We start from the raw sequence: 22235 nt of genomic DNA, 5'->3' as shown, positions 1-22235 counted from the left end.
TGCAAGCTCATCAATAAGGAGCGAGCCTGTGAACCCAAGACAAAATGAAATCCTGCAATTAGTGAATGACCGTAAACGCGTTCAAGTCACGGAGCTTTCTGACATCATCGGCGTGTCGGGCGTGACCATCAGGCAGGATTTGAATTTTCTTGAGCAACAGGGCTACTTAAAGCGTGTTCACGGCGCTGCTACCGCACTGCAAAGTGATGATATAGATACCCGCTTAGAAGTGCGTTTTGATATTAAACAAACACTTGCTAACAAAGCCGCGGATTTGGTCGCACCGAATGAGACGGTGCTGATTGAAGGGGGCAGTGCAAATGCGCTATTGGCTCGTACGTTAGCCGAGCGCGGCGACGTGACCATCATTACACCATCGGCCTACATTGCGCACCTTATCCGCAATACATCGGCCAACATTATCTTGTTGGGTGGCGTGTATCAGCACCAAGGCGAAAGCCTCGTTGGCCCGCTCACCAAACTCTGTATTGAAAACATTCATTTCAGCACGGCTTTCTTAGGTATTGACGGCTTCCATCAAGATACTGGCTTTACTAGCCGAGACATGATGCGTGCCGACATTGCAGAGGCCATTCTGGCAAAGAAAAGACGCAATATCGTACTGACGGATTCCAGCAAGTTTGGTCAGATTTATCCTTCGTCGATTGGCAAGACAAACGAAATCTCAGTGTTGTTAACTGACAAAGCCGCTCCGAAAAGCGACCTCGAACAGTTGAAAAAACTCGGCGTTGAAGTGGTGTTGGGTTAACAACACAATACCGATGACTCAGAGACTCTCTGACCACACTGCAAACTCGTTTCCGCTTGGCTCCGTGAAGTGGAAACGACACCCGCCCGGAAACTCGAAAATAGGGCGGATGATTTGCCCGCCAAACTTCGCTACTTTTTCTAACGTGGCATGAATATCAGAGCTATAGAACACCAATAGTGCCGCGCCGTTTGAGGTTTGACTGACTTGTTCTGCCGAATAAAATCCGCCATCCAAACCTTGGCCAGAAAAGGCCGCGTAGTCAGGGCCGTAGTCGACAAATTGCCAACCAAAAACGTGCTCAAAAAACGCCTTAGTGGCACCGATATTGGGCGTACCAAATTCAACGTAGTTCAATTTTTCATGTTGATGCATGCGATATCCTTTCTGCTTGGTGATGTTTATTCAGTGTAATCACTCTCGCCACGAGATTCTCATGCTTTTGGTTTGTTTTTTAATCTAAATAGATGAAAAACGAAAACTTTCATCGTTTATCCCTATCAAATCTATCGCCAATTCCCATTAAACAAATGGAATCTTTGAAGATATATTCTTCGTGGGCAGAAAAGAGCTTTTGAATATCCATTTACCACTCGTGGACTAAATGGTTAGCACGCATTGGAGAGCAACCATGCAGATGTCAAAAAGCTTTTTATTAATTACAGTTGGCTTAGCCAGCACATCTCTACAGGCGCAAACCCTGACAAGAGATAACGGCGCACCAGTCGGTGACAACCAAAATTCAATCACAGCAGGTGAAAACGGCAGCGTATTGCTGCAAGACGTTCACCTGATACAAAAATTGCAACGTTTTGCTAGAGAACGTATTCCTGAGCGAGTTGTACACGCTCGTGGCACGGGGGCGCACGGTGAATTTGTTGCGTCTGGCGATTTTAGTGATTTAACGGTATCCGCTCCTTTCACTGAAAAGGGAAAGGTGACTCCTGTTTTCGTTCGTTTTTCGACCGTTATTCACTCAAAAGGATCGCCAGAGACGCTGCGTGATCCACGAGGTTTTGCAACCAAATTTTATACTGAACAGGGTAACTGGGATCTGGTAGGGAATAACCTGCCTGTGTTCTTCATCCGTGATTCGATCAAGTTTCCGGATATGGTGCACTCTCTGAAACCGTCACCAGTGAACAACGTTCAGGATCCAAACCGATTCTTTGACTTTTTTAGCCATGAACCAAGTGCGACTCACATGCTGACTTGGGTGTACAGCAATCTTGGTACGCCAGCGAGCTATCGCACAATGGATGGCTTTGGCGTTCACGCTTACAAGTGGATCAACCAACAAGGTGATGTGAACTATGTGAAGTTCCAATGGAAGAGCCAACAAGGCATTAAGAGCCTTCGGCCTAATGAAGTGACGGAAATACAGGGTAAAGACTTCAATCACCTTACGACTGATTTGTACGCCGAAATTGGTCGCGGAAACTACCCTAAGTGGGATCTGTACGTGAAGGTGTTGTCGCCAGAAGCGTTAAGCAAGTTGGATTACAACGGCCTTGATGCAACCAAAGTGTGGTTGAATGTACCGGATCGCAAAGTGGGCACCATGACGCTTAATCGTCTGCCGGAAAACTTCTTTTTAGACACCGAACAGTCGGCATTCGCACCTTCAAACCTGATCCCAGGTATTGAGCCATCAGAAGACCGCTTGTTGCAAGGCCGTTTGTTTGCGTACGCTGACACTCAGCTTTACCGCTTAGGCGCGAACTTGTTCCAGCTGCCAGTGAACCGTCCGTTAACGTCTGTTAGTAATCATAATCAAAATGGTTTGAGCAATAACGCGCAGCTGAGCAATGGGGACGTAAATTATGAACCAAGCCGCAAGCTTAACTTGGCTGAAGACAATCAGTTTAAAGCGGTAGAAACCAAGCTCGTAGGTACGGTTCAGCAAAAAGCGATCAGTAAACCACGAGATTTCTATCAAGCTGGCGTGTTGTACCGCAGCATGAATGAACAAGACAGAAGCGATCTGATTGCTAACCTAGCGGGCGACCTGAATAAGGTAATGGATAAAGACATCAAAGCGACGATGGTGAGCTATTTCTATCGTGCAGACAAAGAATACGGTTCGCGTCTTGCTGAAGCGACCGATACCAATCTCTCGCAAGTGAAAAACAAAGCGATGATGTAAGGCGTAAAGTTTTGGCCTGCGGGAGAAGTATCTGCTCTTTTCTGCCCGAAAATCAGGGCTCCCGTAGGCCATTTTCTGTCATTTTTAATGAGGATGGGTGAATGAAAAACGTATTCTTGCTCAGCTCTGTACTATTTTCTTTGGGTTTATCTTTTAGCTTGTTTGCCTCTCAAGACAAACTCGAAACTCAATATCAATCCCTAGTAGAGCTCTTTTTTGATGCTGCGCGCATTGGTAACAATGAAGTGGTTGAAACCTTTGTATCGCAAGGTTTCCCGATTGATCAGCGCAACAACGAAAGTTACACCGCGCTAATGGTGGCGGCATATCAGGGTAATAAAGACACGGTACGGTTACTGCTCGACTCTGGAGCGAATGCCTGTTTACAAGACAAGCGTGGTAACACGGCCCTGATGGGGGCGCTGATTAAGCGCGAAATTAGTATAGCGAAAGACTTGTATCAAGCGGAATGTTCGCCTGATTTGCGCAACAAAGCCGGACTCGACTTGAAGACGTTTGCAGAGATTTATGGCCAGTCGGAAGTGTTGAAATCTCTTCAGAATAAATAGAGCAAAAACAGATCAAAAAACCAAGCAAGCAAATGATGAGTAAGACGCGATCCCAAAATAAGCAAATAAAAACGGCCCAGAAATCTGGGCCGTTTTTATACAAGGAAACCGGTTAATTACGCGAAGCGCTCAACAATAATTTCATCGGCATTTGCAACAAACAGTGCGCCTTTTTCTTTCATCTCTGCGATCACGCTGTCGACCGTATCTGGCAGAACGGCGCGAGTTGCAGCCAGATTCACAATCACCTTAAAGCCGAGATCTAACGCTTGCATAACGGATTTCTTGACGCAGAAATCGAGCGCTAATCCACCAACTACGACGGTATCTATTTTATTGCATTTCAGAAACTCATTTGCACCCGTAGTTTTGGTGTCAGCCACGTCATGGAAGAAGATGCCGTAAGGGTGTGCGTCCGGATCCATCCCTTTATTAACTTGGAAATCGTAGTCAAGCACTGGAGGTAACCCATCCAGAAGCTCTACGCCTGTTGTGCCAAGCACACAGTGGCGATTCCATTTTACGTCGACATTTGGCAAGCCAACAGGCTCTAGCATGTTCGCGGGCGTTTCTGCATCCCAAGCGGCTTTCGGTGGGTGCAAGTCACGGCTTACTAGCTTCAAGCGACCTTTCGCATGGTTTTTTAGTAGCTCCGGCACGATGTCCAATGCGCCTGCTACAGGTAATTCATCTGGACAAAGCTCACTAAAGCCTTTCTCTGGATCAACGTCGATCACGGCTGTAGTTTGATAGTTAACTCGAACAGTCATGGCAGACTCCTTGTCTGTCTGATTGTTTGCGTTTAGCCACGCAAACAGTTTTGAAAAAAGGTCACTTCATCGCTTGTCAGCGTGTACACCATGGCTGGCTTACCGCCTTTGCCTTTGTTGGTGGACGCGACTTTGTTGGTCGGCTTCAACACACCTGAGTCGATCAAACGGCGTTTTATGGTCATGCGGCTGATGTCGATGCCAAATTCTTGATATGCAGAAATGATGTCTGCGACCAAAAATTCTTTATCGAGTGCGAACAGCAGCACTGATGTGTACTCAATCGAAGCACGCAGTTTCTGCCATGCTTTTTCGATGGTTTTTTGGTGGTCAAACGCTAGGGTTTCTTCCCCATTGAGGATCGCCTGCAATGGGAACCATTTGAGCTGACACTCGGGCACGCCAGCATTGTTGATTTGCTCGACGTTATTGCGGTCAACCAATGCGTAGTGGGTGATGTTTAAGCTCCAATCTTCCGGATCGCGCTTAGGATCACCGTCGATAAACGCTTCGCTGAAGTGACGAGGATAGGTATGAATCTTCTCGCGGCAAATGCGTCGGCGCGCCGCTTCAAAGTTTTCATCTGCCGGACGTCCGCCTTCGCTGGTCAAGTCTTTATCAAAGACAAACCCGCCCGGTAATGCCCAGACACCATGGTAAGGCCGATTCGGATTTGAACGTTTAATCAGCAACACTTCCAATCCTTTATCGGCACAGCCAGATAGTCTGAATGGAATAATGTCGACAGTTACGATCATGGTTGGGTCCTAATATTGATTTGTAAGTAATCTAGCGTATAACAAGTGGTCGATCAATGGGTAAGTAACGAGTTGTTAGAAACATTGTCGACGCTGTTAACGAAATCGATTGAGCATAACAATGCGTATAAATCTGACTTATTCACAATCAATGCTGAATTTTTAAACGGAAAAACCATATAAAAAAGAGTGGTTAGTAACAAAAGTTGACAAACTAAAGATGGGTGTTTATTGTTTACGCAAATTAGTTAGTAACAAAAAGTTATATACCCACGGAAGGGCATGTAGAAGGGCTCCGAATGACGACCACACTATTTTCTTCTCGCATCATTCAAAGTGCATTGGACTTTGATGTGTACAAAGTAAACATGATGAGTGCTGTTGCCGCGCTTTATCCTGATGCGATGGTGTCGTACAAATTCATCGTGCGTAGCGAAGAAGATCTGTCTGAATTGCTGCCAGAGGTAAAGGCAGAAGTTCTTAAACTTCAAGATGTTCGCTTTACTGAAGATGAAATTGCGTACATGAAGCGCGTTGCGCCGTACCTAAAGCCCGAGTTTGTCGAAGCGTTACGTCACTTCCGTTTTAACCCGCAAAGCGATGTCTCTTTCCATAACAAAACCATGTCGGATGGCTCAAGCCAGTTACGCATTACAATCAATGGTTTGTGGAAGGAAACCATTCTGTACGAAACCATCATCATGAGCATTGTGTCGGAAGTTCGCAGCCGTCAACGTTGGTCAGATATCCCGTTCGAGCAGTTCCAAACCGTATTGGAAGACAAAGTTCGCTATTTGAAAGCCGAACTAGAACGTCGCAACATTACTAACTTCAAATTCGCAGATATGTCGACGCGTCGCCGTTTCTCTTTTCAAGCGCAGCGCACCATGTTGGAGTACTTAAGCAAGGAATTGCCACAATGCTTGACGGGAACCAGTAACTACCATTTGGCGAGAGAGTTAGATCTTACCCCAATTGGCACGGTTGCTCACGAGTGGTTTATGGGCCATCAAGCGTTAGTAAACGTGCGTGATTCGCAGAAAATTGCCCTGCAACGTTGGCAAAAAATGTTCAATGGCGCACTGGGTATCGCACTGACGGATACCATCGGCATCGACGCATTTCTCAAAGACTTCGATGAAGAGTTGAGTAATGCGTACGTTGGCGTTCGTCACGACAGCGGTTGCCCATTCACTTGGGGCGAAAAGATGATTGCGCACTATGAGTCGCTTGGCATCGACCCGATGACGAAGACCCTAGTCTTTACGGATGGTTTGAACTTCGAGCAAGCGCTAGACATTTGTGAGCATTTCCAAGGCCGTGTGCAAGTGAGCTTCGGTATCGGTACGTCGCTGGCAAATGACATGGGTAATTACGTTAACGATCAAGGCGAGGCATATCAGCCGCTTTCCATCGTGATTAAAATGGTGACCTGTAATGGCTCTCCAGTCGCCAAGATCAGTGACGAGCCAGAAAAGGCGATGTGTGAAGACATTTTCTTTTTGATGAATCTTAAACGTCGCTTTGAACAACCGCTTGATTTAAATGAATGTCGTAAGCTCATTGATCGCCTCGAAAGCGAAGGGCAGAACTACCTTATTGATGCGTAAACACCACGCTTTTTAGCTCCTTTCTTGATAATCACCCTCTATCGTTTCGATAAATTTATATCGGTAAACGAAGAGGGTGATTTCGTTATAGTTAGTCTTATATCAATCTTTGCTCCCCTGCGTTTTTTGCGTCGCTAGAGACTATGATTGATAGATACTCCCAACGTTGCGGCATTGTGGAAAGTGTTCTTTCGCAGAGCACTCACTTAGCCTGATGACATAGTTTATCTATGCGTTTATCTGCTTTTTCATGACTTTGGGCTTCACGTAATAGCTTGAATCAGGAGTCAAAAATGAATTTAGTTGTACATTTGCAAAAGAAAGCGATAAGAAAACACGGCTATGAGATGGCAACACGCCAAGCCTGGAAATGCGGTATTAAAGCGAATCTCGTGCGACGTGTCATTGGCTTGTTTAAAGGCCAAATCGTCTGTGTGGTAGAAGGGTGCCGCGCCGAGTTATCTTCAGTTGTTAACAATCAACTGCATGATGAAGAGAAGCAAGGCCGCTACGTATTTGTCGGCGGCGTGTGCTGGGAACCAAACAACATCATCGCCCCTGGTTTTCCGGATTTTATGTTCATGCATGTTCGCAATTTGAGCCATCGTCACAAGTACCTCACTGACGACGAGCTGTTTTTGAGTTTGGCGTAACTCAAATGTCTTTAATGATGGTTTTGCCTGAGTGCAAATCATCACCTCCCACAGTGAATAGCGCAAAACAATAAACCTCAGTGATGTGAATTGGCCTCAATTAACCTCTCGCTGAGATTGTTCTGACGCTCTCTTTATAAAACGCCGTTTTTTTACTCCGTAATGACAGAGGCTTTGTTTTCGCCTGATGTGAATTTCTCTTCGCGATTTACTATACCGTTCATCAAAGCAAACCATACTGGGATGTAAATCATGAATATTAAATCTATCGCAATTGCAACGGCAGTTGTTGCTGTACTAGCTGGCTGTAAAGACAAAACGCCACCAGCGCCAACTCAAGCAAACATTACTTTGGTGGAAGCGGTCACTGAAACTGTGAAAAATCCTCACCAAGTATGTAAAGACGTGGTAGTGACTCAGCAAGTTGAGCCAACAGATGACAACAAAATCATCGGTACGGTAGGCGGCGCGGCAGCTGGTGCAGCACTAGGCAACCAAATTGGTGGTGGCTCTGGTAAAGTCATCGCAACCGCAGCAGGCACGATCGCAGGCGCATTGACGGGTCGTAAGATTCAAGAAAATGTGCAGAAGGGCGATGTAATTACGACCACGAAGAAGCAGTGTCACACCGAATACACGACTTCTGAGAAGGTGGTAGGTTACGACGTAACGTATGAAGTGGCTGGTGCACCAACCACAGTTCGTATGGCAAGCAAACCTGCGACGAAAACTTTCCCAATCCAAGATGGCAAAGTGGTTCTGCCACAATAATCTACGCTTGAATTGAGTGATAAAGACAAGCCCTTTGGTCTGATAGACGAAAGGGCTTTTTTGCATTCATCGTATTTTCATTTTTTTGCTCGCAAGAATGTGTAGCTAGAACCCGCTTAAATTTCTCTGCTCGATACAATAGAACCTTTGAAAATACACACGGAATCAGCATGGAAGATTTTTACCTAAACAGTCGAGGTTTGGCGGGTTATTTTGAGGCACAATGGTTCGATAAATTTGTGGAAGATAAGCAGATTGATGCGATCACCAGTGAGTCGAAACTTGTTCCACTTTCTTTTGCTAAATCATCCCATTGTTCGCAAGTGGCTGATTTTATTACTCAAGCGGTATCGAAGAATGGAAAACCGCCTCATGCTTTGCTTGAGGTTGGCGCTGCGTTAGGTAGAAACTATTATGAGTTAGTTCAGCGATTAGATAGCCTAAAACAAGCAACGCTTGTTGAGCCGTCAGGTATGTTGTTGAATGGATTGAAACAGTTGTTGGTGGAAGAACAACAGGTCGAGCTGACTTATATTCATGGGCTCAACACGTTCAAAACTGTTGAGGTAGATAATCGAGAGTTAGTGCAAAATTGCGCACACGTCGATTTAGAGTTGATTAATCAACCGTTAGAGAAAGACACCGTCTCTAAGTTTTACGACTTGGTGGTGTGTTTAAACGTGCTGGATCAGTGTGAATCGCCATTAAGAGTTATTAACGCGTTGAAACAAGCGACGCAAATCGGTGGCGTACTTGTTGTTTCCTGCACATATCAATGGAATGCTAAGCATATTAAGGATCGGGCAGAAGCAGTCGATGACATCAAAGCGTATTTTGGTGAAGACTGGCGTTTTGTTTCTGAAGCCGAGCACGAATATAGAATGCGATTCAATGAACGTTATGCCATGCAGTTTTTATCTCACGTGGTTGCCTACGTAAGAACAACCTAGCGGCTTATTCGATTCTCGATACCAACAAAAAAACCGAGCACAGAAAGCTCGGTTTTTGTTTTGTAGGCTTTATTAAGCAACGTGTGCTTGTTGCTGCTCGTGCTCCTTTTGAGCCTGAAGCTGAGCATGTTCTTTCTGCTTGCGACGCTCGCGTTTCGATAGCCAGATCAGTGGCACCACGATCATCACCGTACCGATGGCCATGAAAATATCTGGTATTTCACCAAACCAGATAAAGCCAACGACAACCGCACCAATCAAACCGCTGTATTCTGCACTCGCGATTTTGTTGCTATCGATAGAACGGTACGCCAGCACACAAGTTGCCGCATAGATCATAATGAACAAACTTGACCCTGCCGCAACAGGGAACGCACCCCATTGCCAAGGCTGATCTTCTATGAGCACCAACAGCAACGCAACCGGAATACCGGCCAAGTTGGTCATCAGCAAGGTTTGCATCACTGATTGGTTTTTTGGCAACTTACGAATCAACAGATTGTTAATGGCTAACGTTAACGCGACCACAAACGCTGAGATTGCTGCCCAATCAATTTGATCCGGACGAATAATCACCAAGACCCCTGCAAATCCCATTACCGCCGCCGCGACCGATTGTTTAGATAGTTGTTCACCGAAAAAAATCGCAGCGAGAGGGAGCATGATCAATGGCGCGGCATAAAAGATCGCGTTCGCAGTTGCGAGCGGCAAAGATGAGATCGCCATGACCATAAATACCGCGCCCAACAACCACACGTGAGCACGAACCGCATGCCATTTAAATCCTTCCATAAAGTTGGTTTGTTTTGCTAACAAACAGACAGGAAGGAGGAACATAACCGCTGATATTTGTCGAAAAAAGACAAACTGAAACATCGGCACTTCATTCGCGACACTTTTGATCAAAGAGTCCGAAAGCACCGCAATAAGATTCCCGACAATTAATAGCAGCATTGCTGCCCCGACAGATGTGACTTTCACATTTTTCTCCTCATTCTTTGCCAAAGATTAGGTGATGTCATAGGATGAAGTGAAGTGATATTTATTAGTTTAAGTATGAGATTTTTAGATAATGAAATTGCCACCATTGCGAGCGGTTCACTGTTTTGAAGTTGTTGCGAGAAATCTGAGTTTCTCCCTTGCTGCCGAGGAGCTTAATGTGACGCAAAGTGCGGTGAGCCATCAGATTCGTTTACTTGAAGATTATTTGGGCGAATCGCTTTTTATTCGCCAAGGTCGCAAGCTTTCACTATCGGATACGGGCGCGCGGTATTTAGAAGACATCAGCCCGGCTATTAGTTCAATTGCGATGGCGAGCCAAAAGGTGAGAGAAGGGGATAAAGGCAGTATTCGGCTAGCGATTTACAGCTCGTTGGCGGTGAAGTGGTTGATCCCACGTTTGGCAGACTTTAAGCGCTTGTATCCTGAAATCGACCTCACACTCAATATGGTCGCGGGCGATCCAGAGCAAACGGACAGCGTGGGCGACTGCTTTATTACTGTGCAAAAACCGAAACGAAACTATATGGCGGTTAAGCTTTATGCTGAAACGCTGTACCCAGTTTGTAGCCATAAAATTTGGAAAGAAATCCAAGACCAATCTATCCCCGACGCACTGTGGCAATATCCCATTCTCTCGACAGATTCTATTTATCGTGAACGAGGGAAAGATTGGGCCGAATGGTGCAAAGCGGGTGGTTACACTTTACCAAATGATGTCGATGTTCAGCATTTTAGCCACATGCTCTTGGCGGTCGAGGCTGCAAGGTACGATCAAGGCATCGCGTTTGCCAATGACTTCATGTTGAACGAGCGAGATAAAGCACAAGACTTGGTTTACATCCCATCTCATGGTTTAGAAACCGGCGACAGTTTTTATTTTGTGCACAAGAAGAACCGAGCAAAGCAGGCCGAGATCGTCAAACTGACCAACTGGTTAAAGCAGCAGTGTCTGTAATTAAGATTAAATATTCTTAATTAAGAAGGAAAATAGAAAAGTTGTGTCTAATTATTTCGTGTTTTATTGAGTTTTTATTCACTAACATCTCGCTCGGTTTAACGCCAAGCGAGATGGATAACGCGACATGCTTAAGGAAGGGCGATACACAAACTCAATAATAAAACAGGCAGTGAAATACAATGTTAAAGAAAACATGGCTAACAGCAGCCCTTCTAGCAACTTGTTCTATGGCAAACGCCGCTCCTTACATTGGTGCATCGATCGGTAAAGCAACGTTTGATGATATCAGTGGTTCAATCAAATCAAATACCTACAACGCAAGCGAGAAACTTGAAGTTAAAGACAACGAAAGTCTGTCTGGCAAAGTTTTTGGTGGTTACACATTCAACGAGTACATCTCTCTTGAAGGTGCGATCGGTGGTTACGACGCTCTAGACGGCTCCGTCGTTACCGTTGGTGACATGAAGTTTTTGGCTATCCAACCTAAATTAACGCTGCCAATTGGTGACCGTTTCAATCTTTTCGCGAAAGCGGGTCTTTCTTACTTCAACGCGGAATTTAAAGTAAGCAATTCTGTGCTAACTGGTGACGAAGGCCACACGACGTTTTCAGAAACGACAGTAACCGGACTTTACGGCTTAGGTGCTGAGTTCGCGATCACAAAAAATCTAGCACTACAGGTTGAATGGGAATACATGAAACCTGAGTTAGACGTAGCGAAACTAGGCAGTGAAAAAGTCACCGTTGAAGCAGAAATCAGCGCGTTCTCTGTCGGTATGAGCTACCGTTTCTAAGCATTTTTATTCAAGTTCTTTGGGCTTAACCCAAGCGGTGTGCTGTTGTTTGTTCAGTTAAGCCCTCAGTTTGAATTCATATAGATATGACACAGGAAGTTTGGTCACTAAGCTTCCTGTGTTATTTTTGGTTTTTAGAAAAACGCTCAGGAAGCACTGTGAACGATGTAAATCTTAGATATTTAGATTTTCTGCTCAAACATTTTGAACCGCATAAGCATCATTTAGTGACGCTTAGCGAACTCGAATCTGTGATTTGCACGTCCAGACGTAACGTTTCCATTGTGATGAAAAAGCTGGCGGCTTACGGTTGGGTGGATTGGCAACCGGCGATTGGGCGAAGCAACCCAAGCCGCTTGAGTATCACCATTACTTTGCAACAAGCGATGACCGAGTTTTTGGTGGAAGAGCTTGCTAGGGGCAGAATGAATTCGATAACAAAGCTTATCGATTGGTTCGGCCAAACGGCGGTTCGTTCGCTTACGATTGCATCGGAAAAAGTGAACGAGCTGAATGAGTCTAAAAACGCCATTCTTATTTCTTCTTATCCGTGGGTTTCAAATATCGATCCCGCAGAGACCTTCCGTCATACCGAATTACACGTAGTCAAAAGTGTTTATGATGGGCTGCTAACACAAAACTCCAATGGTGGCATTGAGCCCGCTTTAGCGCATGAATGGAAAATGGAAGAAAACGTCATGACGTTATGGTTAAGGCCGGGCATTTTTCGTCATGATGGTGAGCTTCTGAGCATAGACGACGTGGTTTGGAGTTTAGAAAGACTCAAGCAAATTAAAGGGCCGGTTTATGAGCTTTGGCAATGCATTGAAACCGTTACAGCCGAAACTCCGAACTGCTTGAAGATAGTGCTCAAACGCGCAAACCAATTCTTTCCATACATGTTAGCCACGCCACATGCCTCAATATTGTGTCGAGACTCGGCCTCTTTTGGCTCGGGTTATTCATATCATATCGGCACTGGGCCATTTCGAATCAGTAGTTGGAACAAAGAGAGCATCACGCTGCAAGCGCACAAAGAGTATTTTTCTGCACGCGCGCTTTTGGATCAAATTACGCTTTCTCACGGCGATGTTCAAAACTTGAATATGCTGAGTTTCAATCAAGTTTCAGACCATGTTGAGATTGAAAAAATCAGCGCACTTTCCTATCTCACCTATCGTGAGAGGCGAGATTCGCAACTGACGAAACAAGAGTGGCGCCAGCTTGCCAACTATATTAATCAGCAAAAGCGGCACCATGAGCCACAAAGTGCCGTCGACAGCATTCAGTTATCGCCTCTTGAACCTGGTTGTAGCGCTGAAACAGCGCCAACGCTACAAGGCAAAGTCGTGCTTGCTGAACCGATATGGACTATCCCGAACCTGATGCGCCATTCTGAATGGTTGCATGAGGTAATTCGTAGCACGGGGCTAGAGTTAGAGGTCATCAAAGTGGAAGACATTAGTTTTCCCGAGTCAGTTTCACACTTGGCGGATTTATTGTTCATTGAAGAGGTCATGGAAGCGCCATTTGAATATGGGGTCTTCGAATGGCTATCTGTGGCCACTGGCTTACGTTTTAGTTTCGAACAAAACCAGATGGAGCGTCACCGCGAGCAGCTTCAAGAAGCCATTGCCTATGAACAACCGATTTCTCATTTGCTGGGTATTGAAGAAGCGCTGCGCGCGCAATATGTTTATTTGCCTTTGTTCATTGGCTACGAAGAAGTGACAAAAACTCAACAAGTTCGGGGCGTGCAAGTTAAGAATACAGGCTATAGCGACTTACACCGACTTTGGCTTGCTCACAGTAGTTAGCCCGTTTGATGCCAATCGCATCATCATATTCTAGAAAGCAAAAAAGCCATCAGTACGATGGCTTTTTTAGATTTTAAATTAAAATCTGAGTTAGAAGTTGTAAGACACGCTTGCGCCAACAACCCATTGGTTTGCGCTATCTACAACAGATGAATCACTGATACCACTGCCTAGGCGAGTGTATTGAGTTGTTTGGTTAATTTGCCAGTTGTCATTAATTGGCATAACCAGCTTGTAGCCCAGACCGTAGCTTACCGTTGCATCACCTTTGTATGCTTTGCGGTTTGCCGTCGCTTCACGATCTTTGATGCCAAAGTAGTAATCTACGTAGTCTTCACTTTGATAAGTTAGGTTAGCAAAAGGAACAAAATCAACACTACCGAAGTTCATGATGTGGAAGTACGTCGCGCCCGCTAAGTAACCTTTGTATGCGCCGCTAATATCGTGTTGTAGGTATGTCGAGATGACGTTGTGCTCATCTAGAGTGAAATCGGTATTTAGACCTAAATCAACCGCTAAACGACGTTTTTGTGTGCCTTTCAAGCTCTTTGCTACATCGCCATCACGAAGAATGCCGCTGCCTACCACGTATGCGCTCATGTTGATCAGATCGTTGGTTTCACCCAAGAAGCGGTAGTTGATGCCGCCCAAATCTGCGTTGAAGTCTTCACCGTGGTAACCACCGTTTAGGATTGGTGCAGTATTGTGTTTTTGATCTTTAAATAGATCACTACCTTGAGCTACGCCCACTTCCGCAACCCAACCACCTTGGTTGTTGTAGATGTTGCCGTTACGGATGTATGTGTCACCTGCCGTTGCGGTGCCAGCTGCTGCCAAAGTTAGTAGTGCGATAAGTGTCTTGTTCATTTGTATTTCCTGTACCGTTTATTTTATTTTGAACAGTGTACAAAATGGTGTTGTAAGCCTCTATCAGCAAAGCGTATGGAAATGTATGGCTTTCGGTGATTTCGCTTTTTGCGTAATGACAAAACAGTATGGTTGGGGGAAGGGAAGGTTGGGGAAGACAAAAAACCGAGCTTGGGGAGGCTCGGTTTTCAACATCTATCAGGTCAGAGTGACGATTATTGTTGCTTTGTTAGGTTGTAAAACGAAGCTAATTCGCCAGTTGCTTTCTCACCGTTCATGTCTAGCATCATAAGCATGTTCTCGCCTACGAAGTATTGGTTTGGTGCGTCTTCGTCGGTCAGCGTTACGATGCTGCCGTTTTCATCCCAAGTGAAGTGGCCTTCTGATTTAAACTTGCCATCTTCTTTGTCTTGGTAGTTTTGCTCAAGCACGTAGCTGCCATCTTGATTTAGCGTCAGAGTCACGTCGATGCCTGCGCAATCAGCACATGGTAGTGTGCCTTTGTAAACGCCATTCCAATCTAGCGCGTTTTTCGCGTTGTGCTCTGAGTCTACAAACGTTTCTGTGGTGATCACTTGTTCTTCTTCCACTGGTACTGCATCGACAGGCAGTTCAGTGTCAGTGACTTCCATTTCTACTGCTTGAGGAGTTTCAACTGCACTTGTTTCTACTGGTTTCTCGTCTTGACAGCCTGCAAGAATAATTACCGCACCAGTTAACGCCAACATTGTCTTTTTCATTTTATCCCTCTTTAAATCAAGATTTTGTATGCCGTTAATATTAGCCCTGTTTCCGACGTTTACGTCATAACAAAGCAATAGAATGATCTATCTGTGTCAATAAAACCGGTGTTTTTGGCGCTATCCAAGCGTCGCGCCATGACTTGGAGACAAAGTAGTCAGAATCATCAAACGCATGTAAATGCTTGAATTGTAGGGCTGAGTATTGAGCTGGATTTAAGCAAGTGGCAATTGAAGGTTCGTTGTGGTGTGAAAACTGTCAGAATCTTATTAAATACGATTTTTGCAAACTTAGATTATTAGCATATGCCAAAAATGTTATTGGCATATGCCATAATTTGGGCGTAACGTAGCACAGTGTTTGAGAGGGACGATAATGGCAAGACCAAAAATAGAAAGAAGAATATGCGGCCGTGCAGCGCACCATTGTTTCAAGCCCAATGGCGTGCCATTCCATCAGTTGGAGCAAGTCGCCATATTGCCAGAAGAACTTGAAGCACTGCGCTTGGCTGACTTAGAGGGACTCAGCCAACAACAAGCCGCAGATCAAATGGGCATATCTAGACAAACTTTTGGCAACACAGTAAAAAGTGCGCGGTTCAAGGTCGCAAAAAGTTTAGTTGAAGGTCATGCATTAGTTTTTCCGAATGAGGAGTCAAACTTATGATTTATGCTATTCCTAATGATGGTGAGCGGGTGGCAAACCATTTTGTCAAAGCGCCTTACATCGCTATTTATTCTGATACTGACGGAATGCTTAAAAACCTAGCAAACATCGCTGCAATGCCCCAAGCTGGCTGCAAAGCGAAGTCCCAGCTTATCCAATCTTTACAAGACTACAATGTAGAAGCTGTGCTGGTGCGCAACATCGGCGAGCGCGCATTAGAAAAGCTTTTGCACAGTGGCAAACAAGTGTTCAGACTTTCAACGCGCAGCTCATTGGAAGATGTACTTGCCGTTCCGAGAGAGCTACTGACAGACGCATCGCAAGGTCGTCCATCAACCAATCATCAGAAAAAAGGTGGGTGCGGATCATGTGGCTGCGGCGGTAAAAAAGCCAAACCTTCGTTGCTAGCACGCCCAAAACAGGCTGCTGCATTATTCGCCGCAAAATCGAGCCCAGCTATACTTAGCGTAAAGGCGTCGATTAAAAAGGCAGGTTAGTATGGTTTGGTTGTTTACCTTTCTTGGTTTTCTCGCGATTATTTTGTTGATGTCGCTTGGGGTTATCTTTCATAACAAGCGTATTCAAGGAAGTTGCGGCGGTTTAAACAACGTCGGTGTCGACAAAGTATGCAACTGCGAAACCACGTGTGCAGAGCCTGAGCGTCACTTGTATCAAATCTCAGAGCCTAACTCATCACCTGAGCGCTAAGGCTTTTGGCCCATTGCGGCAAGGTTTGTCGAAACCAGTCCAAATATTTGCTGGTCTGCGGATTTTTTCTGGAGACCAGTATGTTGACTACCTCGACGACGATCCACGCTTTTGCTAATCCGATATCGCGCGCCAATTCTGTTGTTTCACCTTTCTCGGCGCACTTTATATATCTGCCTGCCACCTTCAAGTAATCATCAAATGTGCCCATGCCTTCGATGAGCGGCGCTAAATCTATCGCGACATGCCCTGTAGAAAAGCGTTCCCAGTCGAACAGCACTAGTTCGCCATTTTCGCGCTGTCCCCAGTTTCCAGCATTCGAGTCTCCGGAGATCAAGTTGTGCCCATCGAAAAGGTGCGCCGATCGTTGTTGGAGGTTGTGGAAGAACTGTTCTGTCTCTGAGCCCAGTTCAAGTGTAGTGAGTGCTTGTTGGGTCGCTTGTGGTGTCCACTGATGGCGGTGATAAATACCATCTGATGTTGGTGGAAGTTGGTGCAGTTTGAGGAGTTGTTCAATGACTCGACCATCTTCAAGTAAGAATGCTTGCTTGACTGCGTGGGGAACGTATTCAATGTGCAGAACGTTTTTCTGGTCGTCGAATTGAATCAAGCGCGGTACGTGTATTCCAAGCGCGTTAAACTGTTCGGCATAGCGTTGATAAAACGCCACTTCTATTTGAGTAGGGTTACGTTTTTCTATTACTTGGACGCCATCTTTTTCGATGAGAAAAACTTTGGCACTGCCCATTTGGTTGAGTTCTTGCTGCGACACCGGACTTCCTGCCTTCATGTAGAGAGATCTCACCTTAATCGCTGCACTCACGTTTGCCAATAGCCACGACAAAGTGCCTCAAAAATATTAAATGCAACTGTTTAAATATGATTTTGCTGTGAGTGTCTAAATTTTACACAGTCTCGTCTGTACTCCGATAAATTCGTTCTACGCTTACTATTCGTCTTAATAAAGGAGAACCACAATGGCTGTAATGAAGCAGGATATTCCAAATCGTGTAACGGTTTACCATGACAATATCGATCAAGAACAAGAGCTGAAAAATGCGATGCTGCCAGAGAAACCGCGCTACTTTAACGGTGCTCCGACTTACAAAGCGAACAGCATCGAAGAGTTTGAAAGCAAAATCAGTCAGATAGGTTTGTCTCTCGATAGATAATTTTTCTTTTACCTAAAAGCGCTCTCAACAAAATGAGGGCGCTTTTTTATTTATGTGATTGATTTGAACCTTAGGGAATTAACCTTGTTGTGCACTGCCTTGGCAGACCTGTTTTTGCACTGCTGGTGGCGCGGGCTCGTAATGGCTTAAGGTCATACTAAAGCTGCCTTCACCACCAGTGATGGAGCGTAATCGACGAGCGTAATCTTGCAGCTCATTTACTGGTGACTTGGCTCTGAGTAAGGTGAAGCTGCTGTCGATTGGCTCGGTGCCTTCGATCAAGCCTCGGTTTCCAGATAAATCACCAGAAACATCGCCAACGTTCGCGGTTGGGATGTGCAGTTCCATCTGGACAATGGGTTCTAACACAATAGGATCGGCGTTGTTAATCGCATCTAAAAAGGCTTTCTTACCTGCGATGACAAACGCAATTTCTTTCGAATCGACGGAGTGATATTTACCGTCATAAACGGTGACTTCCACATCCTTAATTGGGTTGCCAGAAATCGCGCCTTCCTCTAACGCTTGCAAAATACCTTTTTCTACAGCAGGAATGAGCGCGGTTGGAATGGCGCCACCCACCACTTTGTTGATGAACTTAAATCCGGCGCCACGCTCGAGTGGACGAACCTTCAATTGCACTTCACCAAACTGGCCTGCACCGCCACTTTGTTTTTTGTGTCGATAATGCCCTTCGGCAGATTTGGTGATGGTTTCAAAGTATTCGACGCTTGGTTGGCAGGTTTCGACTTCCAGTTTGTACACGTTCGCCATCTTTTCTAATGCGACTTTGAGGTGAAACTCCCCTTGGCCGCTGATGATGGTTTCGTTGGTGCGAGCGCGATGTTCGATGCGCAGCGAAGGATCTTCACTGGCAATTTTATTCAGCACATCTCCTAATTTTTGCTCATCTCCACGCTTAAGAGGCTTCAAGCACAAAGAATACATGGAGTCAGGAAGGTCCAACGTTTTGAGTTGAACACCATCTTCTTCGTGAGAGTCATGAACGATTGAATCGAATTCGAGATCATCCACTTTGGCTAAAACGCAGAAGTCGCCTGCAAGCGCGCGAGGGATCTCGGTTCTATCTTTGCCCTGCAGTTGATATAAGTGCCCAACTTTAAATGCCTTGTTGCTTTCGCCAATATAAAGCTGGCTGCCCGCATTGATTTCACCCTGATACACACGTAAGTAGGCAAGTTTTCCCATGTATGGGTCGACGCTGACTTTGTACACGTGTGCGACGGTGTGCTCTAAGGTTTCGCAATTTACTTTGATTTTTTTGCCGTTCTTTTCCAGTAGAGGAGGGTTACCCTCGTTTGGCATGGGCATGATCTCCGCCAAGGTGCGTAGCAGCAGCTCGACGCCCGCGCCAGTTTGTGCTGAGACAAAACAGACCGGAATCACATGTCCAGTTCTCAGTGCTTCTTCAAATGGATCATGCAGTTGCTCTGCGGTGAGTTCGGAGCCTTGTTCCAGATACAGTTCCATCAGTTCTTCATCGACTTCGATGACTTGGTCAATTAAGGTCTCATGAGCTTCATCTACCGTTGCAAGTAAGGTTTCTCGTCCCAATTCTGGTTCGAAATAGCAGTCAACTACAGACTCTCCGTCAGTCGAAGGTAAGTTGATCGGCAAGCAGTGGTCACCAAAATGCTCAACGATGTTCTCCATCAATCTCTCTAACTGATTACCGTGGTTATCGAGCTTATTGATGATGATCATCTGACATTTTTGCTGCTCTTTTGCAAAGGTGAATAAGCGATCGGAAGTTTGGTTTAGTGGTGTTTGAGGGTCGATGACAAGGGCGGATGTTTCAACGGCAGGAAAAACGCTGATCGTACGGCCAAGTAACTCGTTTTGTCCCGGAGTGTCGATGATATTAAGCCGGTGTTTATTCCAGCGCAGTGCGACTGGCGTTGCTTCAATACTGTGTTGATATTGGATGGATTGAGGGTCGAAGTCGGTAACGGTATCGCCTTTTTCTACGCTGCCTAAATGGTGCGTGGCATCGCAGGTGAAGAGCAGTTTTTCTATCAGCGTGGTTTTACCGGTCCCGGTTTGGCCGACAAAAGCGATATTGCGTATTTTGTTGATAGGCATAGAGCCTCCTTGCAAGATGGCGTGAAAAACCTACGAATTGCTAGGAAGTGGGTTGCTATAGAAACCCACGCACTGCATTGGAGTAGGGCGGGATTACCGCCTATTCGTCTTCCATGTCATTTTCCGGATGACTCGATGCATAAGACCACCTTCTTGGACTACTGTAATCTTAGCATGCCGTAATAACCGTATAATTTATGTGACTTATTTCATGATGGGGCTGATTGTTTTTTAATCGAGATCATAAACTGAGAGGTTCTGACTTTTCGATCAAAACCTCTGGATTGCTTAGGCTATTTGGAAAGAACGATTTCGCCGTCGCGATAAACTAAGCTCGGCGTTACATCTTGTCCGAGCAACACCGGGCCATCAAGATCGACAACGCTTGCCTGAGCAGCAATGGGTAACGCAGCACGCATCGCAAGCGACGTCCCCAACATACAACCGGACATGAGTCTAAAACCGAGTTTTTTTGCATCGTCGGCCAGCAATAATGCTTCACTGAGCCCGCCTGTTTTATCTAGCTTAATATTCACCATCTCGTATTTTCCAAGCAGTTGATGCAATTGCTCTCTGGTGTGACAACTTTCATCGGCGCAAAGTGGAATGGGGTGCGGAATGCTGGCGAGTACGTCGTCGCAGTCTTGTGGCAACGGTTGCTCGATCATGGTGATATTAAACGGTTCGAGTTGAGCAAATACCGTCGCGAGGTCGAGGCTTTGCCATGCTTCATTCGCATCTAAGACAATTTGCGCGTGCGGAGCGGCATCGCGTACTGCTGCAACGCGCTCAATCACGTTTTCACCATCCAGTTTTACCTTAAGCAGTTTTGCGCCTTGGCTAAGGTAAGCTTGTGCCTGTTTTGCCATCGCTTGCGGCGTGTCGATAGAAACCGTCATCGCCGTCACAATCGCCTCAGGTAACGTAAAGAGGTCGTGAACCTGCTGCTTTTGGCTCAAAAGCGCGTGAAGATGCCAAAGCGCGCAATCCAATGCATTTCTTGCCGCCCCTGCGGGCAATAACGATTGAAGCTGGCTTTTGAGAGCCATCACATCAGCATCACCTTTGGCATACAAACTTTGCAGTTCATGCGCGGCGTGAGAAATCGCCTTAATCACCGATTCAACCGATTCACCATAACGTGGGTATGGCGTGCATTCTCCTTGGGCGATCATGCCTCGATGTTCAATTGTCACGCGGACTACGTGGCACTCTGTCCGACTGCCGCGAGAGATGCGAAATGGTGTCGCCATAGCAATCGTGACGGGTTCTACATGAATTTTCATCTCACTAGTTTTCCCTAAACCGCAGTTATTTTCTAAACCGTAAATGTTTCTTAAATAGTAAGGATCTTATCTGCAACCGCATTAACGCCAAAACGCACAGGGTCGGTGACGGTCACCTGATATTTGTCGCTCCAATCCTGGCATAACTGGGCAGCATCTTCTTCGCTGATCGCCGAAGTATTTAAGCAAATACCCACTAATTGAGCTTTTGGATTTGTTAGGCGAGCCGCGGCCAGATTCGCTTCTATCGTTTGTTCAATGGTTGGCAAGCTCGCATGTGGTAAATTGCGGATGTGCGGGCGACCAATCTCATGGCACAGTACCAGAGCGTCCGCTTGTGCGCCGTGAAGTAAGCCCAAACTTACGCCAGCAAACGAAGGGTTAAATAACGAACCTTGCCCTTCGATGATGTCCCAATCGTGGTCAGTGAAGTCGGGGCTGATCGCTTCTACTGCGCCGGAGATAAAATCGGCAACTACGGCATCAATTGAAATGCCACTGCCTGCGATGAGAATTCCAGTTTGACCCGTTGCTTTGAACTCTGCGCGACAGTTTTTACGCTTTAATGTGTGTTCAATGGCGAGGGCAGAGTACATTTTGCCAACGGAGCAATCTGTTCCTACAGTAAGTACTCGCTTGCCTGCGCGAGCTTTGCCATTGCCGACCTTGAGCGGGACATCATAATGGCGAACATCATATAGTTTGGTTAATCCGCGTTGTTCTAGATCGGCAAGAGGAGCAAATTCCGCCAAACGTTGGTGCATGCCCGATGCAATTTCAAATCCCATTTCTGCCGCTTCAAGTAAGGTTGCTTGCCAAGCTTCGGGAATGACGCCTCCTGGGTTTGCTGTGCCAAGCACCAGCGTTTTTGCTCCTTGCTGCTGCGCTTGTTGTAGTGTCATGTCGGTTAAACCAAGCGATACGGTTTCTGGTGTCAGGCGGATTTGGCCAAGACAAATCTCAGGTCGCCATTGGTAAATGCCACGCGCGGTTTTTGCTGCGAGTGGATCGGTTACATCGCCAAGAAAGAGTAGATAAGGTTGAGCAATTTGCATGATGGTTCCCTTCGTCATCGTTATTGCTCATTAATGTAGCCAGACTGATTTAGGAAACCGAATGCTTATT

General features: G+C 45.9%; 24 protein-coding genes. 14 read left to right on the top strand and 10 right to left on the bottom strand.

Annotated features, from left to right (window positions below; genetic code table 11):
* Window positions 1-28: 28 nt before the first annotated feature.
* Window positions 29-769 carry a DNA-binding transcriptional regulator YciT gene (locus NL646_RS04420; RefSeq protein WP_005463954.1) on the top strand — a complete coding sequence of 247 codons (741 nt, stop codon included), beginning with the start codon at window positions 29-31 and terminating at the stop codon, window positions 767-769.
* Window positions 770-787: 18 nt separating this feature from the next.
* Here the strand turns inward: NL646_RS04420 and NL646_RS04415 are convergent, their stop codons facing one another.
* Window positions 788-1144: a VOC family protein gene (locus NL646_RS04415; protein WP_020834926.1), complete on the bottom strand. Its 357-nt coding sequence runs from the start codon at window positions 1142-1144 to the stop codon at window positions 788-790.
* A gap of 256 nt (window positions 1145-1400) precedes the next feature.
* Here NL646_RS04415 and NL646_RS04410 point away from each other — a divergent pair, with 256 nt between their 5' ends.
* Window positions 1401-2915 (top strand): catalase, encoded by a 1515-nt coding sequence (locus tag NL646_RS04410; protein ID WP_253663894.1) that lies wholly within the window; start codon window positions 1401-1403, stop codon window positions 2913-2915.
* A gap of 101 nt (window positions 2916-3016) precedes the next feature.
* Window positions 3017-3484 (top strand): ankyrin repeat domain-containing protein, encoded by a 468-nt coding sequence (locus tag NL646_RS04405; protein ID WP_005490844.1) that lies wholly within the window; start codon window positions 3017-3019, stop codon window positions 3482-3484.
* Window positions 3485-3600: 116 nt separating this feature from the next.
* Here NL646_RS04405 and NL646_RS04400 read toward each other — a convergent pair whose 3' ends face one another.
* Both NL646_RS04400 and NL646_RS04395 read right to left on the bottom strand, forming a co-directional pair.
* The gene (locus NL646_RS04400; RefSeq protein WP_025527183.1) at window positions 3601-4254 is read right to left on the bottom strand and encodes a nicotinamidase; all 654 of its coding nucleotides are present in this window, start codon (window positions 4252-4254) and stop codon (window positions 3601-3603) included.
* Window positions 4255-4286: 32 nt separating this feature from the next.
* The gene (locus NL646_RS04395) at window positions 4287-5012 is read right to left on the bottom strand and encodes an NUDIX domain-containing protein (protein ID WP_005463941.1); all 726 of its coding nucleotides are present in this window, start codon (window positions 5010-5012) and stop codon (window positions 4287-4289) included.
* Window positions 5013-5311: 299 nt separating this feature from the next.
* Here NL646_RS04395 and pncB point away from each other — a divergent pair, with 299 nt between their 5' ends.
* The 4 genes from pncB (at window position 5312) to NL646_RS04375 (ending at window position 8996) form a co-directional block, all read left to right on the top strand.
* Entirely contained in the window at window positions 5312-6622 is a 1311-nt protein-coding gene (gene pncB, locus NL646_RS04390) for a nicotinate phosphoribosyltransferase (RefSeq protein ID WP_021821357.1), read from the top strand.
* A 293-nt stretch (window positions 6623-6915) separates the two neighbouring features.
* Entirely contained in the window at window positions 6916-7275 is a 360-nt protein-coding gene (locus NL646_RS04385) for a hypothetical protein (RefSeq protein ID WP_005479882.1), read from the top strand.
* A 252-nt stretch (window positions 7276-7527) separates the two neighbouring features.
* A complete protein-coding gene (locus tag NL646_RS04380; protein WP_131168392.1) occupies window positions 7528-8046 on the top strand; it encodes a glycine zipper 2TM domain-containing protein in 519 nt (172 codons plus the stop codon).
* A 170-nt stretch (window positions 8047-8216) separates the two neighbouring features.
* Window positions 8217-8996, top strand: a complete 780-nt coding sequence (locus NL646_RS04375; protein ID WP_025572553.1) for a methyltransferase domain-containing protein — start codon at window positions 8217-8219, stop codon at window positions 8994-8996.
* Between the two features lie 72 nt (window positions 8997-9068).
* On the opposite strand, the gene NL646_RS04370 is transcribed toward NL646_RS04375, so the two are convergent.
* Window positions 9069-9977, bottom strand: coding sequence for a DMT family transporter (locus NL646_RS04370; RefSeq protein ID WP_005479806.1), 909 nt, complete (start codon window positions 9975-9977; stop codon window positions 9069-9071).
* A 91-nt stretch (window positions 9978-10068) separates the two neighbouring features.
* Between NL646_RS04370 and NL646_RS04365 the strand changes: the two genes are divergently transcribed.
* The 3 genes from NL646_RS04365 (at window position 10069) to NL646_RS04355 (ending at window position 13567) form a co-directional block, all read left to right on the top strand.
* Window positions 10069-10953 (top strand): LysR family transcriptional regulator, encoded by an 885-nt coding sequence (locus NL646_RS04365; RefSeq protein WP_253663893.1) that lies wholly within the window; start codon window positions 10069-10071, stop codon window positions 10951-10953.
* A gap of 182 nt (window positions 10954-11135) precedes the next feature.
* The gene (locus NL646_RS04360; protein WP_005464189.1) at window positions 11136-11750 is read left to right on the top strand and encodes an outer membrane beta-barrel protein; all 615 of its coding nucleotides are present in this window, start codon (window positions 11136-11138) and stop codon (window positions 11748-11750) included.
* Window positions 11751-11908: 158 nt separating this feature from the next.
* Window positions 11909-13567: an ABC transporter substrate-binding protein gene (locus NL646_RS04355; protein ID WP_193231318.1), complete on the top strand. Its 1659-nt coding sequence runs from the start codon at window positions 11909-11911 to the stop codon at window positions 13565-13567.
* Between the two features lie 90 nt (window positions 13568-13657).
* Here the strand turns inward: NL646_RS04355 and ompV are convergent, their stop codons facing one another.
* Both ompV and NL646_RS04345 read right to left on the bottom strand, forming a co-directional pair.
* Window positions 13658-14434 (bottom strand): outer membrane protein OmpV, encoded by a 777-nt coding sequence (ompV, locus tag NL646_RS04350; protein WP_140067670.1) that lies wholly within the window; start codon window positions 14432-14434, stop codon window positions 13658-13660.
* Between the two features lie 215 nt (window positions 14435-14649).
* Window positions 14650-15174: a copper resistance protein NlpE gene (locus tag NL646_RS04345; RefSeq protein ID WP_005464155.1), complete on the bottom strand. Its 525-nt coding sequence runs from the start codon at window positions 15172-15174 to the stop codon at window positions 14650-14652.
* Between the two features lie 376 nt (window positions 15175-15550).
* Between NL646_RS04345 and NL646_RS04340 the strand changes: the two genes are divergently transcribed.
* Genes NL646_RS04340 through nqrM form a run of 3 tightly spaced genes read left to right on the top strand, consistent with a single transcriptional unit; the run spans window position 15551 to window position 16549 of the window.
* Window positions 15551-15841 (top strand): DUF134 domain-containing protein, encoded by a 291-nt coding sequence (locus tag NL646_RS04340; RefSeq protein WP_005464150.1) that lies wholly within the window; start codon window positions 15551-15553, stop codon window positions 15839-15841.
* Window positions 15838-16338 carry a NifB/NifX family molybdenum-iron cluster-binding protein gene (locus NL646_RS04335; protein WP_140155092.1) on the top strand — a complete coding sequence of 167 codons (501 nt, stop codon included), beginning with the start codon at window positions 15838-15840 and terminating at the stop codon, window positions 16336-16338. The genes NL646_RS04340 and NL646_RS04335 overlap by 4 nt, the downstream gene beginning before the upstream one ends.
* A gap of 1 nt (window position 16339) precedes the next feature.
* Window positions 16340-16549 carry a (Na+)-NQR maturation NqrM gene (nqrM, locus tag NL646_RS04330; RefSeq protein WP_005464141.1) on the top strand — a complete coding sequence of 70 codons (210 nt, stop codon included), beginning with the start codon at window positions 16340-16342 and terminating at the stop codon, window positions 16547-16549.
* Here nqrM and NL646_RS04325 read toward each other — a convergent pair.
* Complete coding sequence (locus tag NL646_RS04325; protein ID WP_049877745.1) at window positions 16527-17339, bottom strand: phosphotransferase; 813 nt, start codon at window positions 17337-17339, stop codon at window positions 16527-16529. The genes nqrM and NL646_RS04325 overlap by 23 nt on opposite strands.
* A gap of 187 nt (window positions 17340-17526) precedes the next feature.
* Here NL646_RS04325 and NL646_RS04320 point away from each other — a divergent pair, with 187 nt between their 5' ends.
* Window positions 17527-17721 (top strand): hypothetical protein, encoded by a 195-nt coding sequence (locus NL646_RS04320; protein WP_140155090.1) that lies wholly within the window; start codon window positions 17527-17529, stop codon window positions 17719-17721.
* A gap of 78 nt (window positions 17722-17799) precedes the next feature.
* Here NL646_RS04320 and fusA read toward each other — a convergent pair whose 3' ends face one another.
* The 3 genes from fusA to dgcN form a co-directional block, all read right to left on the bottom strand.
* Window positions 17800-19824 (bottom strand): elongation factor G, encoded by a 2025-nt coding sequence (gene fusA, locus NL646_RS04315; RefSeq protein WP_253663892.1) that lies wholly within the window; start codon window positions 19822-19824, stop codon window positions 17800-17802.
* Window positions 19825-20117: 293 nt separating this feature from the next.
* The gene (gene dgcA, locus NL646_RS04310) at window positions 20118-21110 is read right to left on the bottom strand and encodes an N-acetyl-D-Glu racemase DgcA (RefSeq protein ID WP_253663891.1); all 993 of its coding nucleotides are present in this window, start codon (window positions 21108-21110) and stop codon (window positions 20118-20120) included.
* A 50-nt stretch (window positions 21111-21160) separates the two neighbouring features.
* Window positions 21161-22165 (bottom strand): N-acetyltransferase DgcN, encoded by a 1005-nt coding sequence (gene dgcN / locus NL646_RS04305; protein ID WP_253663939.1) that lies wholly within the window; start codon window positions 22163-22165, stop codon window positions 21161-21163.
* Window positions 22166-22235: the final 70 nt, after the last annotated feature.

The organism is Vibrio sp. Y20_XG_PY13 (assembly GCF_024181925.1).
GTDB lineage: Bacteria > Pseudomonadota > Gammaproteobacteria > Enterobacterales > Vibrionaceae > Vibrio > Vibrio parahaemolyticus.
This window is presented reverse-complemented; position numbering and strand designations above follow the sequence as displayed.

Excerpts from the sequence above, each read along its gene's own strand:
- NL646_RS04415 (WP_020834926.1), bottom strand. The coding sequence starts at position 1,144 with ATGCATCAACATGAAAAATTGAACTACGTTGAATTTGGTACGCCCAAT.
- NL646_RS04410 (WP_253663894.1), top strand. The coding sequence starts at position 1,401 with ATGCAGATGTCAAAAAGCTTTTTATTAATTACAGTTGGCTTAGCCAGC.
- NL646_RS04405 (WP_005490844.1), top strand. The coding sequence starts at position 3,017 with ATGAAAAACGTATTCTTGCTCAGCTCTGTACTATTTTCTTTGGGTTTA.
- NL646_RS04400 (WP_025527183.1), bottom strand. The coding sequence starts at position 4,254 with ATGACTGTTCGAGTTAACTATCAAACTACAGCCGTGATCGACGTTGAT.
- NL646_RS04395 (WP_005463941.1), bottom strand. The coding sequence starts at position 5,012 with ATGATCGTAACTGTCGACATTATTCCATTCAGACTATCTGGCTGTGCC.
- pncB (WP_021821357.1), top strand. The coding sequence starts at position 5,312 with ATGACGACCACACTATTTTCTTCTCGCATCATTCAAAGTGCATTGGAC.
- NL646_RS04385 (WP_005479882.1), top strand. The coding sequence starts at position 6,916 with ATGAATTTAGTTGTACATTTGCAAAAGAAAGCGATAAGAAAACACGGC.
- NL646_RS04380 (WP_131168392.1), top strand. The coding sequence starts at position 7,528 with ATGAATATTAAATCTATCGCAATTGCAACGGCAGTTGTTGCTGTACTA.
- NL646_RS04375 (WP_025572553.1), top strand. The coding sequence starts at position 8,217 with ATGGAAGATTTTTACCTAAACAGTCGAGGTTTGGCGGGTTATTTTGAG.
- NL646_RS04365 (WP_253663893.1), top strand. The coding sequence starts at position 10,069 with ATGAAATTGCCACCATTGCGAGCGGTTCACTGTTTTGAAGTTGTTGCG.
- NL646_RS04360 (WP_005464189.1), top strand. The coding sequence starts at position 11,136 with ATGTTAAAGAAAACATGGCTAACAGCAGCCCTTCTAGCAACTTGTTCT.
- ompV (WP_140067670.1), bottom strand. The coding sequence starts at position 14,434 with ATGAACAAGACACTTATCGCACTACTAACTTTGGCAGCAGCTGGCACC.
- NL646_RS04345 (WP_005464155.1), bottom strand. The coding sequence starts at position 15,174 with ATGAAAAAGACAATGTTGGCGTTAACTGGTGCGGTAATTATTCTTGCA.
- NL646_RS04340 (WP_005464150.1), top strand. The coding sequence starts at position 15,551 with ATGGCAAGACCAAAAATAGAAAGAAGAATATGCGGCCGTGCAGCGCAC.
- NL646_RS04335 (WP_140155092.1), top strand. The coding sequence starts at position 15,838 with ATGATTTATGCTATTCCTAATGATGGTGAGCGGGTGGCAAACCATTTT.
- nqrM (WP_005464141.1), top strand. The coding sequence starts at position 16,340 with ATGGTTTGGTTGTTTACCTTTCTTGGTTTTCTCGCGATTATTTTGTTG.
- NL646_RS04325 (WP_049877745.1), bottom strand. The coding sequence starts at position 17,339 with ATGAAGGCAGGAAGTCCGGTGTCGCAGCAAGAACTCAACCAAATGGGC.
- NL646_RS04320 (WP_140155090.1), top strand. The coding sequence starts at position 17,527 with ATGGCTGTAATGAAGCAGGATATTCCAAATCGTGTAACGGTTTACCAT.
- fusA (WP_253663892.1), bottom strand. The coding sequence starts at position 19,824 with ATGCCTATCAACAAAATACGCAATATCGCTTTTGTCGGCCAAACCGGG.
- dgcA (WP_253663891.1), bottom strand. The coding sequence starts at position 21,110 with ATGAAAATTCATGTAGAACCCGTCACGATTGCTATGGCGACACCATTT.
- dgcN (WP_253663939.1), bottom strand. The coding sequence starts at position 22,165 with ATGCAAATTGCTCAACCTTATCTACTCTTTCTTGGCGATGTAACCGAT.